Origin of the sequence: Actinoplanes sp. NPDC049598 (genome assembly GCF_040675435.1) — a bacterium.
Lineage (GTDB): Bacteria > Actinomycetota > Actinomycetes > Mycobacteriales > Micromonosporaceae > Actinoplanes.
Genome location: NZ_JBFAOX010000023.1, coordinates 1 through 23852, shown reverse-complemented (window position 1 = coordinate 23852; position 23852 = coordinate 1). Strand labels below are relative to the sequence as shown.

Here is a 23852-nt window from a genome sequence, read left to right as displayed (position 1 = left end):
CATGCTCGCATTCATCGAAGCCGAAGCCGAAGCCGAAGCCGAAGCCGAAGCCGAAGCCGAAGCCGAAGCCGAAGCCGAAGCCGAAGCCGAAGCCGAAGCCGACGTCAGGGCCGACGCCAGTACCGGTGCCGGCATGGGAATCGGCATCGATATCAGCGCCGACGGTGGCGACGGCCGGGGTAGGAGCGGTGTTCGGGGTGGAGCGATTCTGAGCCTCGCGGCGGGGGTGGTGGGGGTGTCGAACCTCTTTGCGGTTAAGGAAAGCGATGCCGACGCGGTGTGGGCGGCGACGGTGCGTACGGCTGACAAGATCTTTCCCGGGAGGGATCTCGTGGGGTACGAGCAGGGCGCCGATCTGGAAGCGGCGCGGGCGGCGGGTTTCGGGGAGATCGGCCGGCTGCGTGTGTGGGCGCACGCCTGAGTGGAAGTGGGTGCGGCGTGGTGCGGCAGCGAGTGTGGATCGCGGGGCTGGTGCAGGGGGTGTTCTTCCGGGACACGTGCCGGCGGGTGGCGGTGGCGGCGGGCGTGAACGGCTGGGTGCGCAATCTGGAGGACGGGCGGGTCGAGGCGGTCTTCGAAGGGGAGCCGGAAGCGGTGGCGAGCCTGGTCGAGTGGGCGCACGAAGGGCCACCCCGCGCGCGGGTCGATTCGGTCGACGCCGTGGCGGAGCCGGCGATCGGGGAAGCGGGCTTCGCAATTCGTTGAGCGTCGATAGACTCCGGCGGCGGGAACGGCGCCATCAAGGGAGATCGATGCGGCTCAGTCGGCGGGGATTGTTCGGTGGGGCGGCCGCGGGAGCGCTGGCCGCGCTGGGAAGGCCGCAGCAGGCGATGGCCGAGACCCTGGACACGCCGTTCGTGCCGGTGTCGGCGCCGCACCTGATCGTCGCCGAGCAGTTTGTGCAATATCAGCGGCTGCTGGCGGCGGGATACCTGACCGACGGGCTGGCCGGGCACTGGCCGCTCACCGGCGACGCACTCGATCGGGTCGGCCAGCGTGCTCTGACGCTGGGGAGCGGGGCGAGCTTCACGACGTTGCGCGCCGGTGGGGAGCTGAGCTTCGACCAGGCGTACGCCTCGACCCCGGCCACCCTCGACACGAGTAAGCCGTTCACCGTCTCGGCCTGGGTCCGGCTCAGTCCCACTGCGCTCCTGACCACCATGTACACGGCGGTCAGCCAGGACTCGGGCGCCAACAGCCGTTTCCTGCTGCAGTGGGATCCCGATCTCGGCTGGGTCTTCAAGGTGCGCGACCCGGCCGGCACGGTCAAGGTGTCCGCCCTGGCTCCCGATCTGGTGGGCAAGGAGCCGAGGGGCAACTGGTTCCACCTCACCGGCGTCAGCGACGGCGGCAAGCTCCGGCTCTATGTCGACGGCCGGCCGGGTCCCGAGGCCACCACCACGATCTCGTGGATCGCGACTGCGAATCTCCATATCGGCCAGGCGATCTGGAACAGCGCGCCCGCCAACCGCTGGAACGGCGCCGTCTCCGACGTCCGGGTATACCAGCGCGCGCTGAGCGAGGCCGAGGCCGGCGTCGTCTCCGGCCGGACCGCCAGGATCAACAACGTCTACGACATGGAGCGCCCGGCCCAGTTGGCGGCCGGCGCCCCGGGCGACCCGGCCTCGTGGATCGTCCGCGCGCGGTGCGCCTCCTTCGTCTCCGGGGTGCTGAAGCACGCGTACCCCTGGGCCACCGACGCCTTCTTCGACCAGTACTTCGGCGAGTCCCCGGAAGCCGAGGACTACCAGCGGATCTTCGCGGCCAACACGTGTCCGCGGCTCAAGCGCGTGGACAAGGTCACCGCGCTGCGGCCGGGCGACCTGGTCGCGATCGATTACGACCCGGCCCGCACCGGCCCGGGTCAGCTGAACAGCGGGCACATCGTGATGGTGCGCGAGCTCAAGGGCGAGAACCCGAACGGCCCGTCGATCCCGGGCGCCAAGCAGTACGCGGTCGAAGTCGTGGACTGCACCGCCGACCCGCACGGGGTTTACGGCAGGGCGACCTACGCGCCGTACCCGGACACCCGGATGGTCGACGACGTGACCAACTTCCAGGGCGCCGGCATCGGCCACATGATGTTCTACGCCGACGCGGCCGGGAGCTTCGCCGGATACCGCTGGAGCGCCAACAGCGGCAGCGACGGGACGTACGCGGTCTCGGCCCGCCCCGTCGCCGCGGCCCGGGTGTTCTAGTCGTAGTAGATGTCCATCGCCTCGCCGACGCGTTTCGGCTTGGTGATGGCGACAGGCTTGCCGTGGGCGCTGAACGTGGTGGTCATGTTCAGCGTCTCCTTGTTTCTGACCTGCACGGTGATCTTCGTGATCCAGCCCTGGGCGTCGGTGAGGGCCGTGAAGGTGGCCGTGCCGCCGAGGATCCAGATGCTGGGGGCGCCGATCGGCAGGAACTCGTCGGCCGAACTCGGGTCGAAGGCTCCGCTCCAGCCGCGCGGGCCGGTCTGCTGAGCCGACTCGATGGCCTTGGTGAACGCGCCCAGCCCGTTCGGGTCGGCCATGTTCACCTGCAGGTACGAGTCCTTCTTGACGCGCTTGAGGTCGAGGTGCACCCACGTCCTCTCGCCGGGCTTCTTCTCGTAGAGGTCGCCGGCGATGACGATCCGCTGGCGGGACTGCGGGTCCTTGCCGCCGGTGACCTTGATGGTGTTGGAGAGTTTCTTGCTCCTCGGGTCGAACGACCCGGTGGCCTGGATGCGCTGTTTCTCCGGCGCGGCCGCGCTGACGGCGAACTTGTAGGCGGTCTTGCCGGTCTTCTCCAGCGCGGCGACGAACTCGTCCTTGCCCGGCTTCTCGGCCGGAGCGGGCGCCGGCGCCCGCCCCGGCGAAGTGCTCCCGGCCGCGGCGAACTGTCCCGTCTGCGCGCAGCCGGCGATGAGAAAGAACCCAGCCGCGAGCGCGAACAACCTCTTCTTCATTTGTCCCCCGTAAAAGCCTGACGTGCATCGATACCCTAGGGCAACGCCCTGTGAGGAGCGACTCCGTTGCGCCGGCGACGGCGGCGGGTAGGTAGAGCCCGTCCAAGACGGCGGGAGGCCCGGGATGTTCGGTAAGAGTCAGACGGTGGCGGATCAGCTGGTCGAGGTGCTGGTCCAGGCCGGTGTACGACGGATTTACGGGATCGTGGGGGACAGCCTCAACTCGCTGAGCGACGCGATCCGGCGCAGCGACGAGATCGAGTGGGTGCACGTCCACAACGAGGAGGCCGCGGCGTTCGCGGCCGCGGCCGAGGCGCAGCTCACCGGCCGGCTGGCGGTCTGCGCCGGCAGCTGCGGCCCGGGCAACACGCACCTGATCCAGGGGGTGTTCGACGCGCATCGCTCGGGGGCGCCGGTGCTGGCGCTCGCCTCGCACATCGTCTCCACCGAGATCGGCACTGGTTTCTTCCAGGAGACCGACCCCAAGCGGCTTTTCGAGCAGGCCAGCCACTGGACCGAGATGGTCTCGTCGCCCGAGCAGATGCCGCGGATGGCCCGCGTCGCCATCCAGACCGCGGTCGGCAAGCGCGGCGCGTCGGTGCTGGTGCTGCCGGGTGACGTGCTGTCGATGGAGGCGACCGGCGAGACCGGCACCGGACACCCCGTGGCGGGCCCGGTGCTCGGCGCGCCGCCGGCCGAGGTGCTCGAGGATCTGGCCGTACGCATCAACGCGGCGGACCGCGTCGCGATCTTCGGCGGGATCGGTTGCACGGGCGCGCGCGACGAGGTGCTCCAGCTCGCCGGCGTGCTGAACGCGCCGGTCGGGCACACGCTGCGCGGCAAGGACGTGCTGCAGTACGACAACCCGTACGACGTCGGCATGACCGGTCTGCTCGGCTACGGCTCGTGTTACGAGGCGATGCACGAGGCGGACCTGGTCCTGCTGCTGGGCACGGACTTCCCGTACCGGCAGTTCCTGCCGCAGAAGAACACGATCCAGGTCGACATCGACCCGTCCCGCCTGGGCCGGCGCACCGTGCTCGAACTGGGCGTGGCGGGCGACGTCGGCGCCACGATCCGGGCCCTGCTGCCCAAGCTGCGGCAGAAGGACGGCCAGTTCCTGCGGAAGATGCTGCACAAGCACGTCGAGGAGCTGGGCAAGGTCGTCGAGGCCTACACCCACGACGTGGACAACCTCGTGCCGATCCACCCCGAATATGTGGCGCGGGTGCTCGACGAGGAGGCGGCCGACGACGCGGTCTTCACCGTCGACACCGGCATGTGCTGCAGCTGGGCCGCCCGTTTCATCACCCCGAACGGGCAGCGCCGGATCCTCGGCTCGTTCGTGCACGGCACGATGGCCAACGCGCTGCCGCACGCGCTCGGCGCGGCCAAGCTCGACCCGCGCCGCCAGGTGGTCTCGATGTCCGGCGACGGCGGGCTGGCCATGCTGCTCGGCGAGCTGCTGACGGCTCGTACCCACCAATTGCCGGTCAAGGTCGTCGTCTTCAACAACTCGAGCCTCGGCATGGTCCGCCTCGAGATGCTGGTCGCGGGCGACCCGCCTTACGAGACCGACCACGACGCGGTCGATTTCGCCGCCATCGCGAAGGCGGCCGGCTTCCACACCGTACGGGTGGAGAAGCCGGGCGATCTGCGGGCGGCCATGCGCTCGGTGCTCGATTTCGACGGGCCGGCCCTGCTGGACGTGGTGACCGACCCGAACGCGCTGGAGATCCCGCCGCACATCACCAAGGAGGAGGCGAAGGGCTTCGCGTTGGCCGCCGGCAAGACGGTGCTCGCCGGTGGCGTCGGCCAGATGTTGCAGCTGGCCCGCACGAACCTCCGCAACTTGCCGCATTAGCGTCGGCGGCTGCGGAGGTCGGCGCCGACCTCGTGCAGGTGGCTCAGGGCCTGACGGTAGGACTCGGTCAGGCTGGTCATCTCGTACGGGACGCCGATCTCCGCGCAGTACGCCTGCACGATCGGCTGCGCCTTGGGCAGGTTGGGCGTCGGCATCGCCGGGAACAGGTGGTGCTCGATCTGGTAGTTGAGCCCGCCCAGGGCCACGTCGGTGAACCGGCCGCCGCGGACGTTGCGCGAGGTCAGCACCTGCTTGCGCAGGAAGTCCTCGGTGCCGTCGGGATGCGGCATGCCCTTGTGGTTGGGCGCGAACGTCATCCCCAGATAGACCCCGAAGATCGCGTGATGGACGGCGAAGAACGCGAGCGCCTGCAACGGGGTCAGCACCAGGACCAGCGCCGCGACATACCCCACGAAATGGGCGCCGAGCAGGATCGACTCGAGGCGGCGCTGTTTGACCGTCCCGTTGAGCAGCGCCCGCACGCTGTCCTTCTTCAGCGACAGCCCGAGCAACGTCAGCAGCGGGAAGAACAGATAGGCCTGGTACTTGCCGAGGAACCCGCGCGCGTTCTCCGGCGACCAGGCCAGCACACCCGGACCGACATCGGGGTCGAGGTCGTCGTGGTTCGGGTTGGCGTGGTGCTTGGTGTGCTTGTCCATCCAGTAGCCGTAGGACATGCCCATCGCCAGGTTGGCCACGATCATCCCGGCCCGGGAGCTCGGCTTGTTGGTCCGGAACACCTGCCGGTGGGCGAGGTCGTGGGCCACCAGCGCCGTCTGCGCGAAGGCCACGGCCAGGAACGCGGCCACGGCCAGCGTCCACCACGAGGCGCCGATCACGAAGAAGGCGCCCCAGCCGTAGACCAGCGCCGCGCCGACCAGGCTCAGCCGGAGCGCGTAATAAGCAGGCCGCCGTCTCAGCAGGCCGGCCGCGTTGATCCGTCGGTTGAGCTCGGCGAAGTCGCTGCCGGCCGTCGCTCGCGGCCGCTCTGCCATAGTCGTCATGCCGGTAGAGCCTTCCCGGCTGGAGGCGCTGAGGCAGTAAGGCCAGACCCCCGAAATGGGTAGGGCTAGCACTACTGCCCTGACGGGCCCCGGTGGGCCACGATGAAGCGGTGGAGACACGAGACTGGATTCGCGACGGGCTGCGGGCGGTGGCCACCGGGCTGCTGACCATGGTGCTGGCCATCATGAACATCCCGCTGTTCGTGTTCTTCGTGCTCGGCCTGGTGCTGACCCCGGTGCTCGGCCTCGGCCTGGTGATCCTGCCGGCGGCGACCGCGCTGATCCGGTTCCGGGCCGATCTGGCGCGGCGGCTCGCCGGCTGGTGGGGCGTGCCCATCGCCCGGCCGTACCGTCCTCGCCCCGAGGGCAGCCTGCCCATCGGCTGGGGCGCCTTCCGGCGCATCGTCACCGAGCAGGCCACCTGGCGCGACTTCGCCTGGCTGCTGCCCGGCGCGGTGGTCGGCCTCGCCCTGGGCATCATCACGCTGGCCCTGCCGGCCTACGGGCTCGAGGGTGTCCTGCTGCTGCCGCTGTGGCTCTACCTCGGCGGCGTCTGGTACGGCTACGGCGTCAACTGGCCGATCGAGAGCGTCGGCCAGGGCTTCCTCTCGCTGCCCCAGGGCGTGCTGATCCTGATGCTGGGCCTGGTCGTGGCGCCCTATCTGCGCCGCTTCGACGCTCTGTTCAACCGGCTGCTGCTCGGCCCGACCCGCGCCGCCGAGCTGCGCCTGCGGGTCAGCCAGCTCACCGTGACCCGGGCCGACGCGGTCGACGCCCAGGCCGCCGAGCTGCGCCGCATCGAGCGCGACCTGCACGACGGAGCCCAGGCCCGGCTCGCCTCGCTCGGCATGACGATCGGCCTGGCCGAGGAGCTCGTCGAGCGCGACCCGGCCACCGCCCGCAAGCTGCTGGCCGAGGCCCGCGAGTCCAGCTCCGACGCGCTGACCGAGCTGCGCCACCTCGTGCGCGGCATCCACCCGCCGGTGCTGGCCGAGCGCGGCCTGGACGGGGCGGTCCGGGCGCTCGCGCTGACTTTGCGCATTCCGACCTCGGTCGACTCGACGCTGGCGGTCCGGCTCGAGACGCCGGTCGAGTCGGCGGCCTACTTCGCGGTCGCCGAGTGCCTGGCCAACATGGTGCGACATAGCGGCGCCACCTTCGCCTACGTCAGCCTGCGGCTTGAGAACGACGTGCTGCGCATGGAGGTCGGCGACGACGGCCACGGCGGGGCCGACCCGGCCCGGGGCACCGGCCTGGCCGGAATGGAACGCCGCCTGGCGGCCTTCGATGGCACGATGTCGGTGTCCAGCCCGTCGGGTGGACCGACCATCGTGACCATGGAGCTGCCGTGCGCGTCGTCATCGCCGAGGACCATGCTCTCCTCCGGGACGGACTGACCCGGATCCTGCAGGCGTTCGACTTCGAGGTGATCGCCGTCGTCGACAACGGTCCGTCGGTGCTGCCCACGCTGCTCGAGCAGAAGCCCGACGTGGCCGTGCTCGACGTGCGCCTGCCACCGACCTTCACCGACGAGGGGCTCCAGGCCGCCATCGCCGCCCGGGCCGAGGTGCCCGGCCTGCCCGTCCTCGTGCTCTCCCAGCACGTCGAGCCGCTGTACGCCCGTGAGCTGCTCTCCGACCGCCGGGGCGGGGTCGGCTACCTGCTCAAGGACCGGGTGTCCGACGTGGCGCACTTCGTCGACGCCGTGCAGCAGGTGGCCGGCGGCGGCACGGTGATGGACCCGGAGGTCGTGGCCCGGCTCCTCGAGCGCAACCGCCCGCTCGACGTGCTCACGGCCCGCGAGCGTGAGGTGCTCGGCGAGATGGCCGCCGGCCGGTCCAACGCCGCGATCGCCGGCCGGCTCTTCGTCACCGAGAAGGCCGTGAGCAAGCACATCAACAACATCTTCACCAAGCTCGGCCTGCCGCCGTCGGAGGACGACAACCGGCGCGTGCTGGCGGTACTGGCCTATCTGGACAGCTGAGGCAGCACTTCCGACGCGATCAGATCGACGTGATCGAGGTCGTCCATCTCGGTGATGCGCAGGTGGACGCGGGTCGCGCCGATCTCCTGGAGCTCGCCGAGGCGCTGGACGAGCCGGTCCGGCGACCCGACCACCGGGTCTTCCGGAGGCAGCACGCTCTTCGCGTGCAGCGGAGCCTCGCGGCGGGCCGCCTCAGCATCCGTACGGCCCAGAGCCACCACCACGCCGGCCGAGAACGTGAGCGGTCGAGTGCGGCCCTGGGCGGCCGCGCGCACCCGCTCGAAGGCCTGCGCGGTGTCGGCCACGCTCTTGAACGGCATGTTGTACTCGTCCGCGTACCGGGCGGCCAGCTCCGGCGTCCGGCGCGGGCCCTTGCCGCCGACGATGATCGGGGGATGCGGGCGCTGGACCGGCCTCGGCAGCGCCGGCGCGTCGCTGAGCTGGTAATGCTTGCCGTCGAACGAGTACGACTGCCCCTCGGGCGTGGCCCAGATGCCGGTCAGGATCTCCAGCTGCTCCTCGAGCCGGTCGAAGCGCTCACCCAGCGGCGGGAACGGGATGCCGTACGCGGTGTGCTCGATCTCCACCCAGCCGGCGCCCATGCCGAGCTCGACGCGGCCGCCGCTCATCTGATCGACCTGCGCCACCATGATCGACAGTGGACCGGGCAGCCGGAACGTCGCCGAGTTGACCAGCGTTCCCAGGCGCAGCGTGGTCGTCTCGCGGGCCAGGCCGGCCAGGGTGATCCAGGCGTCCGTCGGGCCCGGCAGCCCCGGCTCGGGGGTCAGCGAGCGGTAGTGGTCGGCCCGCAGCAGCCCCTCGAATCCGGCGTCCTCGGCGTGCCGCGCCAACCTCAATTGGGTGGCGTACGTCGCACCCCGGTGCGGCTCGATGAACAGACAGACACGCATCATCGTCCCTAATAATCCCTGATCCGGACGCATACCGGCTCATCATGATCGATAGTGCGAGATCCGTCTACTTCGTCGTTTGAGACAAACTTGTCATCGATGCATGCACCAGTTTGCCCTACGATCCCCGGTCGGGGCATCCCCGTCCCTCGTTCGACCCGCCTCGGCGTTTTGCCGGGATCACACCCCCACCGGAGGATCACGGTGCAGAGAAGGACCTTCGTACGATCGGTCGTCGCGGGCGCCCTCGCCCTCACGATGAGCGCCGCGGCCGGCTGCAGCGACGACTCCGGAGACGACGGTGGCAGCGGCAAGGGCGGCTCGCTCGAGAAGATCACGTACCTGACCTCGTTCGGCACCTTCGGCCGCGACTCGTACGCGTACGTCGCCCTGGACAAGGGCTACTTCAAGGACGCGGGCTTCGACGTCGAGGTCAAGCCGGGCTCCGGCACCGGTGAGAACATCAAGACCATCGTGGCCGGCAAGGCCCAGTTCACCCCGGTCGACCTCACCGGCGCCCTGCTCAACGCGGGCGGCAAGGACAAGGTCACCGGCTTCACCGCGGTCGCCGCCGTGCAGCAGCGCACGATGGCCGCGATCATCTCGCTCGAGGGCAACGGCATCAACTCGCCCAAGGACCTCGAGGGCAAGACCCTGGCCGACCAGCCCGGCTCCGTGGTCCAGGGCCTGTTCCCGACCTACGCCAAGCTGGCCAACATCGACGACAAGAAGGTGACCTGGCAGCCCACCGCGGCGACCGCCCTGATGGGCACGCTCGCCTCGGGCAAGGTCAAGGGCATCGGCCAGTTCGTCGTCGGCAAGCCCACCGTCGAGGGCATCGCCAAGAAGCCCGCGGTCGTCCTGCCCTACAGCGACTACCTGCAGGACCTGTACGGCAACGTGATCATCACGTCGTCCGACTACGCCAAGAACAACCCCGACAAGGTCAAGAAGTTCAACGAGGCGTTGCTCAAGGGCCTCCAGGACTCCATCGACAACCCGGCCGACGCCGGCAAGATCATGACCAAGTACGTCCAGACGGCGAAGGCGGAGGCCGTGGCGGCCGAGCTGACCCTGATGGCGCCGTATGTCCGTTCGGCCGCCGCCGGCATCCCGGTCGGCGCGCTCGACGCCGAGCGCGTGGCCCGCAGCATCGCGATCCTGCAGGGTTCCGGTCAGATCGACCCGGGCCTCAAGCCCGAGGCGGTCATCAACTTCGACCTGACCCCCAAGGCCTGACGCCGAAGGCATTGCCGGGCGCGTCGTGAAACGCGGCGCGCCCGCCTCTTAAGGAGCCCCCCGTGGTGCAGGAGACTCTCGTGCGGACTGATCCCGTGGCCGTCGCTCCGCAGCGCCGGCGCTGGTCACCGTCGGTGGTCCTGTGGCCGCTGCTGGGCATCGTGGTCACGATCGCGGTGTGGTGGCTGGCGGTCGAGATCTTCGACCTGCAGACCATCATCCTGCCGTCCCCGCCCGAGGTGGTGGACGCGTTCGGCCGCTACCCGTCGCTGCTGCTGAACGCCACGTGGGGCACCACCAAGATCACGCTGATCGGTTTCGCCCTGTCCGTCGTGGTCGGCGTGGCCATCGGCGCCGCCATCGCCGCCTGGAAGCCGTTCGAGCGGGCCTTCGCCCCGCTGCTGGTGGCCCTGAACGCGGTGCCCAAGGTGGCCCTGGCCCCGCTGATGATCGCCTGGTTCGGGTTCGGGCACACCCCCGTACTGGCCATGGCCTTTCTGGTGTGTTTCTTCCCGATCGTCCTCTCCACCGCGACCGGCCTGACCAGCACGCCGGCCGACCTGGCGGAGCTGGCCCGTTCGCTGGACGCGACCCGCCTGCAGACCTTCCGCCGGATCCGGGTGCCGGCCGCCCTGCCGCAGTTCTTCACCGGCCTCAAGCTGGCCATGCCGCTGGCCGTGATCGGCGTGGCGGTGGGCGAGATGCAGTCCGGCGCGGTCGACGAGGGCCTCGGCACGATCATCGTCCAGACCAGCGGTCAGGGCGACACCGCGACCGCCTTCGCCGCCCTCACCCTGATGGCGATCGTCAGCATCGTGCTCTACTACGCCCTGGTCTGGCTCGAGAGCATCTCCCTGCCGTGGGTGCGCGGAACAACCGGCTAGAAGTTTTTTCGCCGGCCGTGTCGAGAACTCGTGGCCGGCTCCGTCCCCGGTGGTGAGAGCGACCAGAATAGGGGTCGCCCAGCCTCGAGGAGATGCTCACCATGGCCAAGTACCTGCTGCTCAAGCACTACCGTGGCAACCCGAGCGCGGTCAACGACGTCCCCATGGACAAGTGGACGCCCGAGGAGGTCTCGGCCCACATCCAGTACATGAACGACTTCGCCGCCCGGCTGGAGAAGACCGGCGAGTACGTCGACGGCCAGGCGCTCGCTCCTGAGGGCGAGTGGGTCCGGTACGACGGCGAGGGGCGCCCGCCGATCACCGACGGCCCGTTCGCCGAGACCAAGGACCTCATCGCGGGCTGGATGATCATCGACGTGGACAGCCGGGACCGCGCCGTGGAACTGGCCGGCGAGCTGTCGGCGGCCCCCGGCGCGGGTGGCAAGCCGATCCACGAGTGGCTCGAGCTGCGCCCGTTCCTGACCGAGATGCCGACCATCACCGAATGAACCAGCCTCTTCTGAGGAGCCTCACGCCCAGCGTGATCGGCGTCCTCGTCCGCCGCGGAGCCGACTTCGCGGCGGCCGAGGACGCCGTGCAGGACGCGCTGGTCGAGGCCGTCCGCTCCTGGCACCGGGAAGAACCCCGCGACCCCAAGGGCTGGCTCGTCACGGTCGCCTGGAACAGATACTTGGACGCCGTACGCTCCGACGCCGCCCGCCGCCGCCGCGAGGACCTGGTCGACGCCCAACCCGATCCCGGCCCGGCCGCCACCACCGACGACACCCTGCGCCTGTACTTCCTGTGCGCCCACCCGTCGCTCACTCCCGCCTCAGCCGTCGCCCTCACCCTGCGCGCCGTCGGCGGCCTCACCACCCGCCAGATCGCCGAGGCCTATCTGGTGCCCGAGGCGACCATGGCCCAGCGCATCAGCCGGGCCAAGAAGACAGTCTCGGCCGTACGCTTCGACCAGCCGGGCGACGTGGCCACCGTGCTCCGCGTGCTCTACCTGGTCTTCAACGAGGGCTACTCCGGCGACGTGGACCTGGCCGCCGAGGCCATCCGCCTCACCCGCCAGCTGGCCGCCGCCATCGACCACCCCGAGGTGGCCGGTCTGCTCGCCCTGATGCTGCTCCACCACGCCCGCCGCCCCGCCCGTACGGCCCCCGACGGCAGCCTGATCCCGCTGGCCGCCCAGGACCGCACCCGCTGGGACACCACCCTGATCGCCGAGGGCGTCCGGATCCTGCAGACCGCCCTCTCCCGCGACCGCCTCGGCGAGTTCCAGGCCCAGGCCGCCATCGCCGCCCTGCACGCCGACGCCCCCACGGCCGGGGAAACCGACTGGCTCCAGATCGTCGAGTGGTACGACGAACTGACCCAGCTCACCGACAACCCGGTCGTCCGCCTCAACCGCGCCGTAGCCCTCGGCGAAGCCGACGGCCCTCGAGCCGGCCTGGCCGCCCTCACCCCGTTGGACCCCACCCTGCCCCGCTACACCGCCGTGGAGGCCCACCTCCACGAACGCGCCGGCGACCTGGCGGCGGCCGCCCGCTTGTACGCCGAAGCCGCCCGCAAAGCCACCAACACCGCCGAACGCGACCACCTGACCCGCCAGGCCGCCCGCCTCAACACCAACGGCCACGAATGACGCCGAGCGTGTACAGTCGTCTCCAGAATCGCTGAGAGCCCCGGCCCATGGCCGGGGTTCTTTTGCTTCCGACAGCAGGGCGACATCACACGTCGGGCTCGAGAAGGTCGGTCACGGTCAGGCCGGTCTCGCCACCGACCAGCTTCAGGCCGACCTCGGCCCGGGCGGCAAGGTTGAGCGGCGCCACCCCTTCGGCCAGCACCGCGTAGGCGATCCGATCGAGTCCGGCACCGACCAGTGGAGCCGCGATGCGCAGCGCGGCCTTCGCCGCCGGCCCCTGCGTGGAGCCGCCGTGCAGCACGATGTTCCGGGTTCGGTACAGGCGGCGCAGGGCGATCCGGAAGGCGCCGGCCACCGCCACGACCTCTCGACCCGAAATCCACGCGCTGTGCTGCTTCGCCTGCTCCGGCTGAGGCACACTTTCCACGACAGCAAGCACGGCGAACTCGCGCGGCGTGGACGCGTCGAGCGCGACCGCCTCCGCAAGGATCTCGTCCGTGTTCGCCTGACCGCGGACGTCTGAGACGGCGCGGCCACGGCTGGCCGCCGAGGGTGAAGAAGTCGATCATGCGAGCTCGGAAGTGCCTGTCGTACTGATCTTGCGTGTGCGTGGATTTCATGGTTGTGGAACGCAGGGATCGGCGATCCGAAGTGGACGCTCGTCAGCAAGACAATGCGAAAGAGACCTTCACTCGTTCGGGTGAACCGCCAGGGTTAGCATGTTGTCCGTCCACTTCAGACTGGCGAGGGGGCGGCGATGGCCGACGCGCAGTTCGATACGAGTGAGCCCCAGACGGCGCGAATCTGGAACTACTGGCTGGGCGGCAAGGACAACTTCGCGGTCGACCGCCAGGTGGGCGATCAGATCCGGCAGGCGTTCCCGGACATCGTGGAGAACGCGCGGGCGTCGCGGGCCTTTCTCGTACGGGCGGTGACCTTCGCGGCCGGCGAGGCCGGGATCCGGCAGTTCCTCGATGTGGGCACGGGATTGCCGACGGCGGACAACACGCATGAGGTGGCGCAGCGCGTCGCGCCCGAGTCGAAGATCGTTTATGTGGACTTCGATCCGATGATTCTGTCGCACGCGCGGTCCCTGCTGACCAGCAGCCCGGAGGGCGCCACGCAGTACGTCGACGCCGACGGCCGGGACTCGGCCAAGGTGCTGGCGGCGGCGGCCGGGACGCTCGACTTCAGCCGGCCGGTAGCACTGATCATGTCCGGTCTGCTCGGGCACGTCACGGATGACGCCGAGGCCGACACCATGGTCCGGGCCTACCTCGACGCGCTCGCCCCGGGCAGCTATTTCATCGCGCTCGACGGCTCGCACAGCCCCGCCCACGGCGAGGCCGAGACGATCTGGAACGAGCAGGCCAACCCGCCGTACGTGCTCAGGAGCCACCCGCAGTTCGCCCGGTTCTTCGACGGTCTGGAACTGATCGAACCGGGCGTGGTCTCGGCCCCGCTGTGGCGCCCCACCGCCGACGACCCGAAAAAGCTCGACGTCGTCTGCGGTGTGGCCCGCAAGCCCTGATCGGGAGATGGACTGAGGCGATCAGGCCTGCCGAGCGGCGAGGCCGGTGGCCGGCTGTCCCCGCACGGCGCGCTTCTTGCTGGCTTTGCGGGCGGCCCGGGCCAGACGGGCCGAGGTGAGCAGCCGGCGGCGGTCGGTTTCGGCGAGCAGTTCGCGGTGGTGCTCGTTGGCCAGGGTGAGCATGAGGTCGGAGTGGATCAGCATGGCTTGGTCTCCTTCTCGGCTGGTGATGTCTTCATCCTCGGCCGTAAGGAGGGCTGCCACATCGGGCGTGATTTCCTATTCTGGCTGCTCAGACCACCTTAGGTGGGTGACTGGGGCGGCCTAGGCATGCTTAGGCCATGACTGATGCGCTGACATCCCTCACGGTCGTCCGCAACGGGAAGGTTCGGGCGGCGGGCCGGCGGCGAGGGGACGTGATCGCCTACGACTGGGAGTTCGAGCACGAGGGCCGGCCGCGGGTGCAGCGCTGCTTCGTCTTGCTCGACGACGGTTTCCAGATCTGCCAGCCGGTGGTCTTTCCGCCGGCCGAGGTTGGGCAACTGTCGGACTAATCTACGATCATGACTTCCTTCAATGACACGGTGATCGAGAACTTTCGGGCCAACAACGGGGTTCTGGGCGGTCACTGGGAGGGCAAGACCACCCTCCTGCTGCACACCCCCGGCCGTAAGTCGGGCAAGGTGACCATTAACCCGCTGGTCGCCGCGCCGGACGGCGACTCGTACCTCGTCTGTGGCAGTGGCGGCGGCGCGCCGCAGGACCCGCAGTGGGTGGCGAACCTGGAGGCGCTCGACGGCCCGGTCACCATCGAGCTCGGCGCCGACACTCTGAAGGCCGACCACCGGGTGGCCCGGCCCGGGCGGGACGCCGACTGGGAGCGGCTGTACGGCGTGTGGCGCGCTTACTGGCCCGACGCCGCCGACTATGAGACCAAGACCGACCGGAAGTTCCCGATCGCCGTGATCACGGTGCGCTCATAGCCGGCGGCTCGGGAGCTACCGTCGCACCACAGTGAAGCCGCCGGGCAGGACGACCGCCCGCGACCCGCTGGTGCGGGCCCGCAGCACGCCCGTGGCGTCGTAGATCTCCGCAGTGCCGGTCACTGCGGCGGTCTGGGGCGTACGGGCGGCGCTGCGCAGCAACGTCGTCGTGCGCCCGCCCCCGCCGATCGCGTAGCGGGAGACCAGCGGCTCCAACATGACCGCGTCGACCACGGCCTCTCCGCCCGACGCAACCGCGGTCAGAACCCGGCCGGCCGGCAACTCCCCGGCCTCGACCGGCAGCAGCGCCCCCGGCGCCGGCGAGGCGCCCTGCGGACCGACAGCCCCGTGCCGGACCGCGCCCCCGGACGACCAGCGGGTGACCGCCTTGCTGCCGGGCCGCAGGTCGACGATCGGCAGCACCAGGTGGGTCTGTGTCAGGGCCGGCACCTGCCACCGCAGGGACGCCCCGGCCGGCAGCGTGACGTAGCTGCCGTTGCTGTACTGAGATTCCCCGGTCCACGGCGAGGAGGGAGTGACCACGGTGGCGCCGCCGCTCAGGGTGGCGAGCTCGGCCTCCACCGTCGTCGTCCCCACCCGTTCCACGACGTGGCCCTGGCCGGCCAACCGGGCCACGTCGGGATGGGCGTCCAGCGCGAGCATGCTGAGCAGCCCGTGGATCGTCGATTCGGCGCCGGCGTTGCGGTTGACCGTGCCGTCGGCGGCGATGCCGTCGACCGTGCGGCCGGTCGCCGGGTCGTAGGCGGGTACCCCCGCGGCGTTGGCGCCGAAGTACCACGCGGCCACGATGCCGGCCAGCCGCCGGAAGCCGGTGCGGCCGGTCGCGTCGGCCACGGCCAGCAGCGACTGCAGGCGCGAGTCGATGCCGTACGCGATCTGGTTGCGGTCGATCCGGGCCGGCAGCCGCCCGTTGTCCGGGCCGCCCGAGGTGAGCAGCCACGGCGTGAAGACCGCGGAGTCGGTCACCGCCGGCCGCAGCAGGTCGGCCGCGCCGAGGACCTGACCGGCCCGGGCCAGCGCGGCCGGCATCTGTGACGCCCACGCGTGCCAGTCCGACAACGACAGCCCCCACGGCAGCACCGCCCCGAACGGCCACGTCCGCGCGTTCCCACCACCGAGCGCCGCGATGCCCTCGGCGAACTGCCGCAACGCCTTCCGGGCGGGACCTCCGGCGGAGACGTACGCCGAGAGCCCGAGCACCGCCTCCGCGGTCGCGTCCGCCCCGTCGACGACGAGCCACGCGGGCACCCGTTTGCCGTCGACGATCTGCCAGTCCCCGTACCGCACCAGCACTTGACGTTGAAGGGCGGCGACGGCCAGGTCGAGCCGCTGCTTGAGGAACGGCTCGCGGAAGGCGGCGTAGCCCTCGCCGAGGGCCCAGACCGCGCGGGCCAGCCAGTACGACGGCCCGCTGTCGGACGGGTCGGGCAGTTCCACCGGCTCGGGGCTGGGGTGCAGGGTGCCGTCGGGCTGCATCCAGAGCACGAAGTTGCCGGCGTTAGGGCCACTAACGGTCTGGAAGTAGGCCAGCCCCCGCAGCAACTCGAGGGCCGCGGCCTTGCTCGCCGGGGCCTTGGTCTGCTTCCAGTGCCGGATGTAGACGACGGCGGCGCGGGCGATGTCGTCGGAGTTGAACGCGCCCTGCCCGTACGTGTTGGTCGCCGGATCGTAAGGGCCACCACCGATCCGGCGATAAGTTCCGTCGGCGTTCGGCTCCGCGTACGTCCACAGCACACCGATCGGCGCCGGCGCTCCCGGCGGGGTGACCCGGTCGCGCAGGAAGTCGAGATGGGCGAGGTTAGTGAGCGGGGTTGCGGCCGACGCCGGCGTCGAGGTCAGCAGGGGAGCGGTCAGAGCCAGGCCGCTGCCCAGCAATACGGATCTGCGCTTCATCAGGTACTCCTCGGGAGAGGCGGGCGACACCGATCTTGGAGTCGGCCATGCCGTAGAAGACGTAGTGGACGCCGTCGATCTCCTCGATGGCGGTGGGGAAGACGACGTTGGGCACGGTGCCGGACTGCTCGTCGGCGGTCTCGGGCACAAAGATCGGCTCGGAGGTACGGGACAGCACTCGCCCCGGATCGTTCGCGTCGAGCAGCATCGCCCCCGCCGCGTACGTCACCCGCTGGTTGGTGGGGTCGAAGCCCGGCGGGATGTAACCGGTGACCCCGTGGTGGATCAGCAGCCAGCCCTCCGGCACGCGCAGCGGCGGCGGCCCGGCCCCGATCTTCAGTTCCTCGTACGGGTACTCGGAGAGCGCCACGCATCGGTGATGGCGCGGCCGGACCAGCGCGGTGAGGTCGGCTTCAACCTCAGAAGCCGGGATGTACGAGATCCAGATGCCGGCCCGTTCGTCGGAGATGCCGGCCGGCAGGTGCACGCCCTCGCCGGGCCGGAACCAGCCGAGATCCCACATCGGACGGTGCAGCATGGCGTAGCTCGGCTGCCCGTCCGGCCCCGGCACGACCTCGGGGAAGAACACCGCGTCCTTGTTGGGGAACAGGTTGAGGTCGGTGTCCAGGTCCTTCTGGTACGTGAACTGGATCGGGCCGAGCCGCTCCCAGGTGCGCAGGTCGGTCGAGGTGGCGAGGGCGAGCTTAGGACCGAGGGGCCCGTACGCTACGTACGTCATCAGGTGTTTGCCCAGGCTGGGCACCCAGGTGGTGCGCGGATCCTCGACGCCCGCGTTGTTCTTGCCGCGCTCCCAGCCCTCGTCCGGGGCCAGCACGACGCCCTGGCGGCGCACGCCGACGGGCACGCCGTCGCGCAGCTCCACCTCGGCCAGGCCGACGCGGGAGACGTTGCCGGGCGCGACCAGCCGCGGCAGCAGGTAGAGCTTTCCGTCCGGCCCCCAGCCGCTGGCCGGGTTGAGGACCCCTTCCGCCTCGAGGGTTTCGCCGGGGTCGGGCGCCATGATGACGCCGAGCCGGGTCATTGCGTACGAGACCGTCATGTCAACCTTTCACACCGGAACCGATATCGGTGGAGACGAAGTGACGCTGGAACGCGATGAACAGCGCCACCGCGGGCGCGGCCAGCACGCACGCGCCGGCCAGAATGGCGCCGAACGGGTTGGCCGCTCGCGACGCCACATTGCTGATGTAATTGGCGAGGGAGACCGCGAGTGGCTGCATGTCCGCCTGCTTGGTCACCAGGAACGGCCACAGGAATTCGTTCCAGGGGCCGATGAACGTGAGCAGTACGGCCGTCAGCAGCGCCGGCCGGACCAGGGGCAGCGCGACCGACCAGAGGATCCGCATCTCGCCGGCCCCGTCGAGCCGGGCCGCGGCGAACAGATCGTCCGGTAGGGCCAGGAAGAACTGCCGGAAGATGAAGACCGCCGTCGTGTTGATGGCGAACGGCAGGATCATCCCGAGGTACGAGTCGGCGAGCCCGTAACCGCGCACGATGAGCACGTAGAGCGGGATCAGCAGCAGCTGGAACGGGATGACCTGAACCAGCAGCACCAGCACGAAAAGCGTGCCCCGGCCCCGGAAATGCAGCCGGGCCAGCGCGTAACCGGCGAGCACGCCGAAGACGACCGTGCCGAGCAGCACCCCGCCGGTGAAGATGCCGGAATTGATGAGCGAGCCGACCAGATCGACCCGCGAATTGATGTCCCTGTAGTTGTCGAGCGTCAACCCGCCGGTCGGGAACGCGCCCTTGACCGAGGTGTCCGGCTCGCTCTGCAGCGAGCCGATCAGCATGTAGTAGAAGGGGAACAGGAACGCCAGCGCGCCGAGGAACAGCACGATGTAACGGACCGCGGTGGGCCATCGCGACATGTCAGTCCCTCTCTATCAAACGGCGGTTGATGTACGCGACGACGAGCACCCCGATGACCAGGAGCACCCCGAGCGCGGCCGCGAAATCCGGCTCGCCCTGCTGCAGGCCGCGCTGATACATCACCAGCACCGGCGAGGCCGAGGCGCCGTTCGGACCGCCGCCACCGGTGAGCAGATAGGGCTCGGTGAACAGATTCGCCCCGGTGATCAGCGACAGGATGACCACGAGAGCGGTGGCCGGCCGGACCGCGGGGACGGTCACCGACCAGAACTTGTTCCAGGCCGACGCGCCGTCCACCGACGCCGATTCGTACAGCTCCTTGGGCACGTTCTGCAGCGCGGCCAGATAGAGCAGGATGAAGAAGCCGAGCTGCTTCCAGGTCACGAAGACGGCAATGGTCGGCATGGCCAGGTTGTCGTTGATCAGCCACGACGGATCCGGCGCGAGCGAGCCCAGGGCCGAATTGACCAGGCCGTTGGAGTTGAACAGGAACAGCCACACGCCGACCACGGCCACGCTCGCCGTCACGTACGGGACGTAGAAAGCGACCCGCAGGAACGTCCGCGCGTGCACCACCTTGTTCAGCGCGACCGCCAGCACGAGCGCCAATCCGGTCGTGAGCGGCACATTGATGACCAGGAAGACGACGATGTTCTTGAACGCCTGCCGGACGCCCGGATCCGACAGCACCGCTTTGTAGTTGTCGAGGCCGACGAACGGGTGGTCCACGATCGCGCCGGGCGCCGCGAAGAAGTAGTCGTGGAAGCTCATCCAGATCGAGAACCCGAACGGATAGGCGAAGATGACCGCGATGTAGACCGCGTACGGCGCCGCCAGAATCATGCCGACCGGGTGGCGGCCAAGTAGTTTGCGCGGCTTGGCCCTTTTTTCAGCGACCGCCGTCGTCATCAGGAACCGCTGGCCAGCTGATCGACCTTTTCGGCGGCCCCGTTGAAAGCATCCGCCACCGGCTGCTTACCGAAGATCACCGACTGGGAGTACGCGTCCCGGAAAGCCTGCCAAATGGCCACGCTGTTCGGCACGTTCGGCACCTCGACCGTGCGCGCGGCCTGGTCGGCGAACTGCTTGTAGTCGGCGTTCTTGGCGAAGTAATCCGGGTAGGCCGTCTGCAGGTCCTTGCGCAGCGGCATCTGACCGGTCTTCTCGAGCAGCGCGCCGTCCTGCTCCTTGCTCGTGGCGAACTTGATGACCTCCCAGGCGGTGGCCCGGTTCTGGCAGGCGCTGTACATCGCCACGTTCTTGGCGTCGCTGAACGTCTTGATCTGCTCGGCCGGCTTGCCGGTCGAGGTCGGCACCGGCACGGCGCCCCACTTCACCTTGTCGCCGTAGACCTTGACCGCCCACGGGCCGACGATCGCCATGGCCGCCTTCTTGTCAGCGAACGAGTCGCCGTTGTACTGCTCCTTGCCCGCCAGGCCCTCGTCGTACATGGTCTTCCAGAACGCGGCCACCTTCTGGCCCTCGGGCGAGTTGAACTGCGCCTTGTTGTCCTGCACGAGCTGCTTGCCGTCGGTCTCGGCCGCGAACAGCGGGTAGAAGTCGAACCAGGACTGGAAGAACTCGCTGGTCGGCGCCGGGTAGATGGCGTTCGGGGCGGCGTTGCTCGACTTGATCTTCCGGGCGGCCGTGAGGAACTCGTCGTACGTGCTCAGGGCCGGCTTCTCCGGGTCGAGACCCGCCTTGGCGAAGATGTCCTTGTTGTAGAAGATCATGACCGGGTTCGACTTCCACGGCATCTGGTAGAACTTGCCGTCCGGCGACTTGTACTGCTCGGCGGTGTCCCCGGTCCGGTCGGCGATGTACTGCGCGGCCCCGTCGAACGAGTCGAGCGGCACCAGGCCACCCTGCTTCTGGAACTGCGGGATGGCGGCCGGGGCGGTGTTCCAGATCAGGCAGGGCGCGTTGCCGGCCGTGATGGCGGCCCCGATGACCTCCTCGGAGCTCTTGCCGGCCGGGATCTCCTGCGCGGTGATCTTCTGGTCGGCGTGGGCGCCGTTCCAGGAGTCGACCATGGCCTTGCCCCAGGCCAGCTCCTCCTGGTTGTTCGAGAGCCAGATCGTGATCGGGCCGGTGGCGGCGTTCGCCTGGTCGGCGTCGCCGCCGCCGCTGCCGTCGCAGCCGGCCGCCAGCAGGAGCGTCGTGGTCATGAGCAGGGCCGGGAGGGTGCGTTTCATCGGGTTTTCTCTCCTGTCGGAGCGGTGGATCCCCGGACGACGAGGTGGGCCGGTGGGACGGGGATGTCGGGCACGTGCTCGCCTTCGATCAGGTCGAGCAGGGCTTCCGCGGCTTTCCGGCCCCAGAGGTACGGGTCGGTGCGGACGCTGGTGAGCGCCGGGCTGACGTAGCCCGCGAGCTCGGTGTTGTCGAAGCCGGTGACGGACAGATGGGCGGGGACGGCCACGCCGTACTCCTGAGCCACCGCCATGCCGGCGATGGCCATCAGGTCGTTGGCGTAGACGATCGCCGTGGGCGGGTTCTCGCTGCTCAGCAGGTCGCGGGTGGCCTGAGCGCCGCCCGCCGCGGAGAAGTCCGCCTCGACGTAGGGGGCTTCTCCGGCGGCTTCCGCCCACGCCCTCCGCCGGATCGACGCGTGCAGGAAGTGGGCCGGGCCGCCGACATGCGCGATGCGGCGGTGGCCGAGGCCGGCCAGATGCTCGACGGCGGCGATGATGCCGGGCCGGTCGTCGACCAGGACGGCCGGGAAGCCGCTGGGCACATCGGGGCGGGCGATGGTGACCGCCGGCATCCCCAGTTCCTCGAGCAGCGCGATCCGCCGATCCGCGACGTGCAGGTCGAGGACGAAGACGCCGTCGACCCGCTTGGAGCCGGCCAGCCGCCGGTAGCCGGCCTCCTCCTGATCCTCGGGCACGACCTGAAGGACGAGGGCCTGACCACGGTCGGAGAGCGTGCGCTCGACTCCGGCGATGAAGGCCGGGAAGAACGGGTCGGCCCCGAGCAGCTCGGGCTCACGAGCCAGGACCAGGCCGACCGCGAACGCGCGGGAGACGGAGAGCGCGCGGGCCTGGTGACTCGGCGTGAAGCCGAGCTCCCTCGCGGCGTCCAGAATCCGGCGTTTGGTCTCCTCGGCCACCCCCGGCCGTCCGTTCAGGACGAACGAGACGGTGCCCTTGGAGACTCCCGCCGCCGCGGCCACGTCGCGGATCGTGGGCCTGCTCATGCCACCTCCGGTGCGTCTTCAAACCGGTTTGAACGCGAACCTAAACCGGTTTGAAGAGGCGCGCAATCGGAGGCGAACTCGTTTTGTCCGTGTTACGGACGTGTTAACACAGAAAATTTATTGCCATCGGGGTCCGTCATCGTCCGGTCATCGACACGTCCCGCCCCCAGCTTGACCAGGCGATCCACATCGGCCGCCCCGTCGACCGCGACGGCCAGAAAAAGATCCTTGCCGACTCGCGGTGAAACCGGCGGCCCACTCCAGGTGATCTTGGTGCCGCCGTACGGGGACTGGATCGCCGTCTCCTCGTCCTGATCCCAGACGAGCGGCCACCCCAGCGCCTCGCTCCAGAAGTACCCGAGCGCCCGCGACCCGTCGCAGTTGATCGCCCCCACCCGCCCGCACCCGGCGAGGAAGTTGTTCCCCGGCTCGATCACACAGAACTCGTTGCCCTCCGGATCGGCCAGCACGACGTGCCCCTCGTCCCCCTTCTGCCCGACATCGCAGGGCCGGCCGCCCAGCTCGAGGGCCCGCTCCACCAGCCCCCGCTGCTCCTCAGCCGACCCGCTGGTCAGATCAAAGTGGATCTTGTTGTGCTCGACCTTGGCCTCCTCGGCCGGCGCGAACCACACCGGCACCCCGGCGTCGTCCTCCGGCACAAGCCTCAGCGGATCGTCCCCCGCCTTCCAGCCCAGCAGCCCACCCCAGAAGGCGGCCAGCTCCCGCGGCCGATGCGCCTCGAAACAGATAGCGGCAAGTCGAATAGCCATGCCCCTTCATAGACGCCCACCGACCCACCCGCACCTCAGTTTCGCCGATACCGGCCCGGTGCCGGCCCTCCACACCACGACTTCGCTCGCCGCCGACCTCCGCACCCTCGGCCTCGCCCCCGGCGACACCGTGCTCGCCCACTCGTCGATGCGAGCCATCGGCCCCGTAGCCGGCCAGGTCCAGGCCGTCGTCCAGGCCCTGCTGGACGTCCTCGGCCCCGGCGGCACCCTGATCGTGCCCACCCACACCCCGTTCAACTCCGACCCGGCCGCCTGGGACAACCCACCGGTCCCGCCGGAGTGGTGGCCGATCCTGCGCGAACAGAGCCCCGGCTTCGACCCGGCCCGCACCCCGAGCCGCTGGATGGGCGTCCTCCCCGAAACCGTCCACACCTGGCCCGGCGCCCACCGCAGCACCCACCCGCAGGTTTCCTTCGCCGCCCTGGGCGCCCACGCCGCCACCATCACCGCCGGCCACCGCCTCGGCGACGCCCTCGGCGAGGATTCCCCGCTAGGCGCCATCTACCGCCTGCACGGCAAGGTCCTGCTGCTCGGCTGCGGCCACGGCAGCAACACCTCGCTCCACCTGGCCGAGACCCGGCAGCCCCACCCCCCGACAGCCACCCACGGAGCCGCCGTACGCAACCACGACGGCACCGCCCGCTGGATCACCTGGACCGCCCCCACCGCCGACTTCCCGCAGATCGGCGCCGCCCACGAAGCATCCGGCCCGTTCACCCTCGGCCCCGTCGGCAACCCCCCCCCGCCCGCCTGATGCCCCAACGCCCCCTCGTCGACTTCACCACCACCTGGCTGCAAGCCCACCGCTGACCCGCACCCGCCAGCCAACCCGCATCACCGCCCCCACCCGACTCTTCCCCGCGCGACGCCCACATCCCGCAGGCGCCCGCACCCCGCAGGCGCGGTGTCCGCATCCCGCGCGGTGTCCGCATCCCGCAGGCGCCCGCACCCCGCAGGCGCGGTGTCCGCATCCCGCGCGGTGTCCGCATCCCGCGCGGTGTCCGCATCCCGCGCGGTGTCCGCATCCCGCGCGGTGTCCGCATCCCGCGCGGTGTCCGCATCCCGCGCG

Annotated in this window: 25 protein-coding genes and 1 pseudogene; 14 read left to right on the top strand and 12 right to left on the bottom strand. The window is 69.9% G+C overall.

What is annotated here, in order from left to right; genetic code table 11:
• The 3 genes and pseudogenes from AB0J66_RS37400 to AB0J66_RS37390 all read left to right on the top strand — a co-directional run.
• Positions 1–421, top strand: a pseudogene (locus AB0J66_RS37400) (hypothetical protein); the annotation flags it as partial.
• 20 nt (positions 422–441) lie between these two features.
• A complete protein-coding gene (locus AB0J66_RS37395; RefSeq protein WP_364671378.1) occupies positions 442–705 on the top strand; it encodes an acylphosphatase in 264 nt (87 codons plus the stop codon).
• A gap of 47 nt (positions 706–752) precedes the next feature.
• Positions 753–2198: a LamG domain-containing protein gene (locus AB0J66_RS37390; RefSeq protein ID WP_364671376.1), complete on the top strand. Its 1446-nt coding sequence runs from the start codon at positions 753–755 to the stop codon at positions 2196–2198.
• Here AB0J66_RS37390 and AB0J66_RS37385 read toward each other — a convergent pair.
• Entirely contained in the window at positions 2195–2935 is a 741-nt protein-coding gene (locus AB0J66_RS37385) for a hypothetical protein (RefSeq protein ID WP_364671373.1), read from the bottom strand. The genes AB0J66_RS37390 and AB0J66_RS37385 overlap by 4 nt on opposite strands.
• A 145-nt stretch (positions 2936–3080) precedes the next feature.
• On the opposite strand from AB0J66_RS37385, the gene AB0J66_RS37380 reads away from it, so the two are divergent.
• Positions 3081–4799 (top strand): pyruvate dehydrogenase, encoded by a 1719-nt coding sequence (locus tag AB0J66_RS37380; protein WP_364671371.1) that lies wholly within the window; start codon positions 3081–3083, stop codon positions 4797–4799.
• Here AB0J66_RS37380 and AB0J66_RS37375 read toward each other — a convergent pair.
• On the bottom strand, positions 4796–5803 hold the full coding sequence (locus AB0J66_RS37375; RefSeq protein WP_364671368.1) for an acyl-CoA desaturase: 1008 nt from the start codon (positions 5801–5803) through the stop codon (positions 4796–4798). The two genes, AB0J66_RS37380 and AB0J66_RS37375, sit on opposite strands and share 4 nt — an antisense overlap.
• Positions 5804–5913: 110 nt before the next feature.
• On the opposite strand from AB0J66_RS37375, the gene AB0J66_RS37370 reads away from it, so the two are divergent.
• Together AB0J66_RS37370 and AB0J66_RS37365 are read left to right on the top strand one after the other, a co-directional pair.
• Positions 5914–7200 (top strand): sensor domain-containing protein, encoded by a 1287-nt coding sequence (locus AB0J66_RS37370; RefSeq protein ID WP_364671366.1) that lies wholly within the window; start codon positions 5914–5916, stop codon positions 7198–7200.
• Positions 7152–7787, top strand: a complete 636-nt coding sequence (locus AB0J66_RS37365; RefSeq protein ID WP_364671363.1) for a response regulator transcription factor — start codon at positions 7152–7154, stop codon at positions 7785–7787. The genes AB0J66_RS37370 and AB0J66_RS37365 overlap by 49 nt, the downstream gene beginning before the upstream one ends.
• On the opposite strand, the gene AB0J66_RS37360 is transcribed toward AB0J66_RS37365, so the two are convergent.
• Positions 7772–8698 (bottom strand): LLM class F420-dependent oxidoreductase, encoded by a 927-nt coding sequence (locus AB0J66_RS37360; RefSeq protein ID WP_364671694.1) that lies wholly within the window; start codon positions 8696–8698, stop codon positions 7772–7774. The genes AB0J66_RS37365 and AB0J66_RS37360 overlap by 16 nt on opposite strands.
• A 204-nt stretch (positions 8699–8902) precedes the next feature.
• On the opposite strand from AB0J66_RS37360, the gene AB0J66_RS37355 reads away from it, so the two are divergent.
• The 4 genes from AB0J66_RS37355 to AB0J66_RS37340 all read left to right on the top strand — a co-directional run bounded on the left by AB0J66_RS37355 (position 8903) and on the right by AB0J66_RS37340 (position 12472).
• The gene (locus AB0J66_RS37355) at positions 8903–9937 is read left to right on the top strand and encodes an ABC transporter substrate-binding protein (RefSeq protein ID WP_364671360.1); all 1035 of its coding nucleotides are present in this window, start codon (positions 8903–8905) and stop codon (positions 9935–9937) included.
• 62 nt (positions 9938–9999) lie between these two features.
• The gene (locus tag AB0J66_RS37350; RefSeq protein WP_364671357.1) at positions 10000–10821 is read left to right on the top strand and encodes an ABC transporter permease; all 822 of its coding nucleotides are present in this window, start codon (positions 10000–10002) and stop codon (positions 10819–10821) included.
• A 101-nt stretch (positions 10822–10922) separates the two neighbouring features.
• Complete coding sequence (locus tag AB0J66_RS37345; protein WP_364671691.1) at positions 10923–11330, top strand: YciI family protein; 408 nt, start codon at positions 10923–10925, stop codon at positions 11328–11330.
• Entirely contained in the window at positions 11327–12472 is a 1146-nt protein-coding gene (locus AB0J66_RS37340; protein WP_364671355.1) for a sigma-70 family RNA polymerase sigma factor, read from the top strand. Before AB0J66_RS37345 ends, AB0J66_RS37340 begins: the two co-directional genes overlap by 4 nt.
• A gap of 85 nt (positions 12473–12557) precedes the next feature.
• Here the strand turns inward: AB0J66_RS37340 and AB0J66_RS37335 are convergent, their stop codons facing one another.
• On the bottom strand, positions 12558–12899 hold the full coding sequence (locus AB0J66_RS37335) for a hypothetical protein (RefSeq protein WP_364671352.1): 342 nt from the start codon (positions 12897–12899) through the stop codon (positions 12558–12560).
• A gap of 330 nt (positions 12900–13229) precedes the next feature.
• Between AB0J66_RS37335 and AB0J66_RS37330 the strand changes: the two genes are divergently transcribed.
• Positions 13230–14003 (top strand): SAM-dependent methyltransferase, encoded by a 774-nt coding sequence (locus AB0J66_RS37330; protein WP_364671349.1) that lies wholly within the window; start codon positions 13230–13232, stop codon positions 14001–14003.
• 21 nt (positions 14004–14024) lie between these two features.
• Here the strand turns inward: AB0J66_RS37330 and AB0J66_RS37325 are convergent, their stop codons facing one another.
• Positions 14025–14207 carry a hypothetical protein gene (locus tag AB0J66_RS37325; RefSeq protein ID WP_364671346.1) on the bottom strand — a complete coding sequence of 61 codons (183 nt, stop codon included), beginning with the start codon at positions 14205–14207 and terminating at the stop codon, positions 14025–14027.
• Positions 14208–14344: 137 nt separating this feature from the next.
• Here AB0J66_RS37325 and AB0J66_RS37320 point away from each other — a divergent pair, with 137 nt between their 5' ends.
• Both AB0J66_RS37320 and AB0J66_RS37315 read left to right on the top strand, forming a co-directional pair.
• Complete coding sequence (locus tag AB0J66_RS37320) at positions 14345–14557, top strand: hypothetical protein (RefSeq protein ID WP_364671343.1); 213 nt, start codon at positions 14345–14347, stop codon at positions 14555–14557.
• 9 nt (positions 14558–14566) lie between these two features.
• Positions 14567–14986, top strand: a complete 420-nt coding sequence (locus tag AB0J66_RS37315; protein WP_364671340.1) for a nitroreductase/quinone reductase family protein — start codon at positions 14567–14569, stop codon at positions 14984–14986.
• A gap of 15 nt (positions 14987–15001) precedes the next feature.
• On the opposite strand, the gene AB0J66_RS37310 is transcribed toward AB0J66_RS37315, so the two are convergent.
• The 7 genes from AB0J66_RS37310 to AB0J66_RS37280 form a co-directional block, all read right to left on the bottom strand.
• Positions 15002–16900, bottom strand: coding sequence for a hypothetical protein (locus AB0J66_RS37310; RefSeq protein ID WP_364671337.1), 1899 nt, complete (start codon positions 16898–16900; stop codon positions 15002–15004).
• Positions 16806–17960, bottom strand: a complete 1155-nt coding sequence (locus AB0J66_RS37305; RefSeq protein WP_364671335.1) for a hypothetical protein — start codon at positions 17958–17960, stop codon at positions 16806–16808. Before AB0J66_RS37305 ends, AB0J66_RS37310 begins: the two co-directional genes overlap by 95 nt.
• A gap of 1 nt (position 17961) precedes the next feature.
• Positions 17962–18792: a carbohydrate ABC transporter permease gene (locus tag AB0J66_RS37300; RefSeq protein WP_364671332.1), complete on the bottom strand. Its 831-nt coding sequence runs from the start codon at positions 18790–18792 to the stop codon at positions 17962–17964.
• A gap of 1 nt (position 18793) precedes the next feature.
• Positions 18794–19636 carry a sugar ABC transporter permease gene (locus AB0J66_RS37295; protein ID WP_364671329.1) on the bottom strand — a complete coding sequence of 281 codons (843 nt, stop codon included), beginning with the start codon at positions 19634–19636 and terminating at the stop codon, positions 18794–18796.
• A gap of 65 nt (positions 19637–19701) precedes the next feature.
• A complete protein-coding gene (locus tag AB0J66_RS37290) occupies positions 19702–20988 on the bottom strand; it encodes an extracellular solute-binding protein (protein WP_364671327.1) in 1287 nt (428 codons plus the stop codon).
• Entirely contained in the window at positions 20985–21992 is a 1008-nt protein-coding gene (locus AB0J66_RS37285) for a LacI family DNA-binding transcriptional regulator (protein WP_364671324.1), read from the bottom strand. The genes AB0J66_RS37290 and AB0J66_RS37285 overlap by 4 nt, the downstream gene beginning before the upstream one ends.
• 92 nt (positions 21993–22084) lie before the next feature.
• A complete protein-coding gene (locus tag AB0J66_RS37280; RefSeq protein WP_364671321.1) occupies positions 22085–22762 on the bottom strand; it encodes a VOC family protein in 678 nt (225 codons plus the stop codon).
• A gap of 58 nt (positions 22763–22820) precedes the next feature.
• Between AB0J66_RS37280 and AB0J66_RS37275 the strand changes: the two genes are divergently transcribed.
• On the top strand, positions 22821–23537 hold the full coding sequence (locus AB0J66_RS37275; protein WP_364671318.1) for an AAC(3) family N-acetyltransferase: 717 nt from the start codon (positions 22821–22823) through the stop codon (positions 23535–23537).
• The last annotated feature ends 315 nt before the right edge of the window (positions 23538–23852 follow it).

What these genes read in the sequence shown, in the direction of transcription:
- AB0J66_RS37390 (WP_364671376.1), top strand. Translation starts at nt 753, where the DNA reads ATGCGGCTCAGTCGGCGGGGATTGTTCGGTGGGGCGGCCGCGGGAGCG.
- AB0J66_RS37385 (WP_364671373.1), bottom strand. Translation starts at nt 2,935, where the DNA reads ATGAAGAAGAGGTTGTTCGCGCTCGCGGCTGGGTTCTTTCTCATCGCC.
- AB0J66_RS37375 (WP_364671368.1), bottom strand. Translation starts at nt 5,803, where the DNA reads ATGACGACTATGGCAGAGCGGCCGCGAGCGACGGCCGGCAGCGACTTC.
- AB0J66_RS37360 (WP_364671694.1), bottom strand. Translation starts at nt 8,698, where the DNA reads ATGCGTGTCTGTCTGTTCATCGAGCCGCACCGGGGTGCGACGTACGCC.
- AB0J66_RS37345 (WP_364671691.1), top strand. Translation starts at nt 10,923, where the DNA reads ATGGCCAAGTACCTGCTGCTCAAGCACTACCGTGGCAACCCGAGCGCG.
- AB0J66_RS37340 (WP_364671355.1), top strand. Translation starts at nt 11,327, where the DNA reads ATGAACCAGCCTCTTCTGAGGAGCCTCACGCCCAGCGTGATCGGCGTC.
- AB0J66_RS37330 (WP_364671349.1), top strand. Translation starts at nt 13,230, where the DNA reads ATGGCCGACGCGCAGTTCGATACGAGTGAGCCCCAGACGGCGCGAATC.
- AB0J66_RS37325 (WP_364671346.1), bottom strand. Translation starts at nt 14,207, where the DNA reads ATGCTGATCCACTCCGACCTCATGCTCACCCTGGCCAACGAGCACCAC.
- AB0J66_RS37320 (WP_364671343.1), top strand. Translation starts at nt 14,345, where the DNA reads ATGACTGATGCGCTGACATCCCTCACGGTCGTCCGCAACGGGAAGGTT.
- AB0J66_RS37315 (WP_364671340.1), top strand. Translation starts at nt 14,567, where the DNA reads ATGACTTCCTTCAATGACACGGTGATCGAGAACTTTCGGGCCAACAAC.
- AB0J66_RS37310 (WP_364671337.1), bottom strand. Translation starts at nt 16,900, where the DNA reads ATGAAGCGCAGATCCGTATTGCTGGGCAGCGGCCTGGCTCTGACCGCT.
- AB0J66_RS37305 (WP_364671335.1), bottom strand. Translation starts at nt 17,960, where the DNA reads ATGACGGTCTCGTACGCAATGACCCGGCTCGGCGTCATCATGGCGCCC.
- AB0J66_RS37300 (WP_364671332.1), bottom strand. Translation starts at nt 18,792, where the DNA reads ATGTCGCGATGGCCCACCGCGGTCCGTTACATCGTGCTGTTCCTCGGC.
- AB0J66_RS37295 (WP_364671329.1), bottom strand. Translation starts at nt 19,636, where the DNA reads ATGATTCTGGCGGCGCCGTACGCGGTCTACATCGCGGTCATCTTCGCC.
- AB0J66_RS37290 (WP_364671327.1), bottom strand. Translation starts at nt 20,988, where the DNA reads ATGAAACGCACCCTCCCGGCCCTGCTCATGACCACGACGCTCCTGCTG.
- AB0J66_RS37285 (WP_364671324.1), bottom strand. Translation starts at nt 21,992, where the DNA reads ATGAGCAGGCCCACGATCCGCGACGTGGCCGCGGCGGCGGGAGTCTCC.
- AB0J66_RS37280 (WP_364671321.1), bottom strand. Translation starts at nt 22,762, where the DNA reads ATGGCTATTCGACTTGCCGCTATCTGTTTCGAGGCGCATCGGCCGCGG.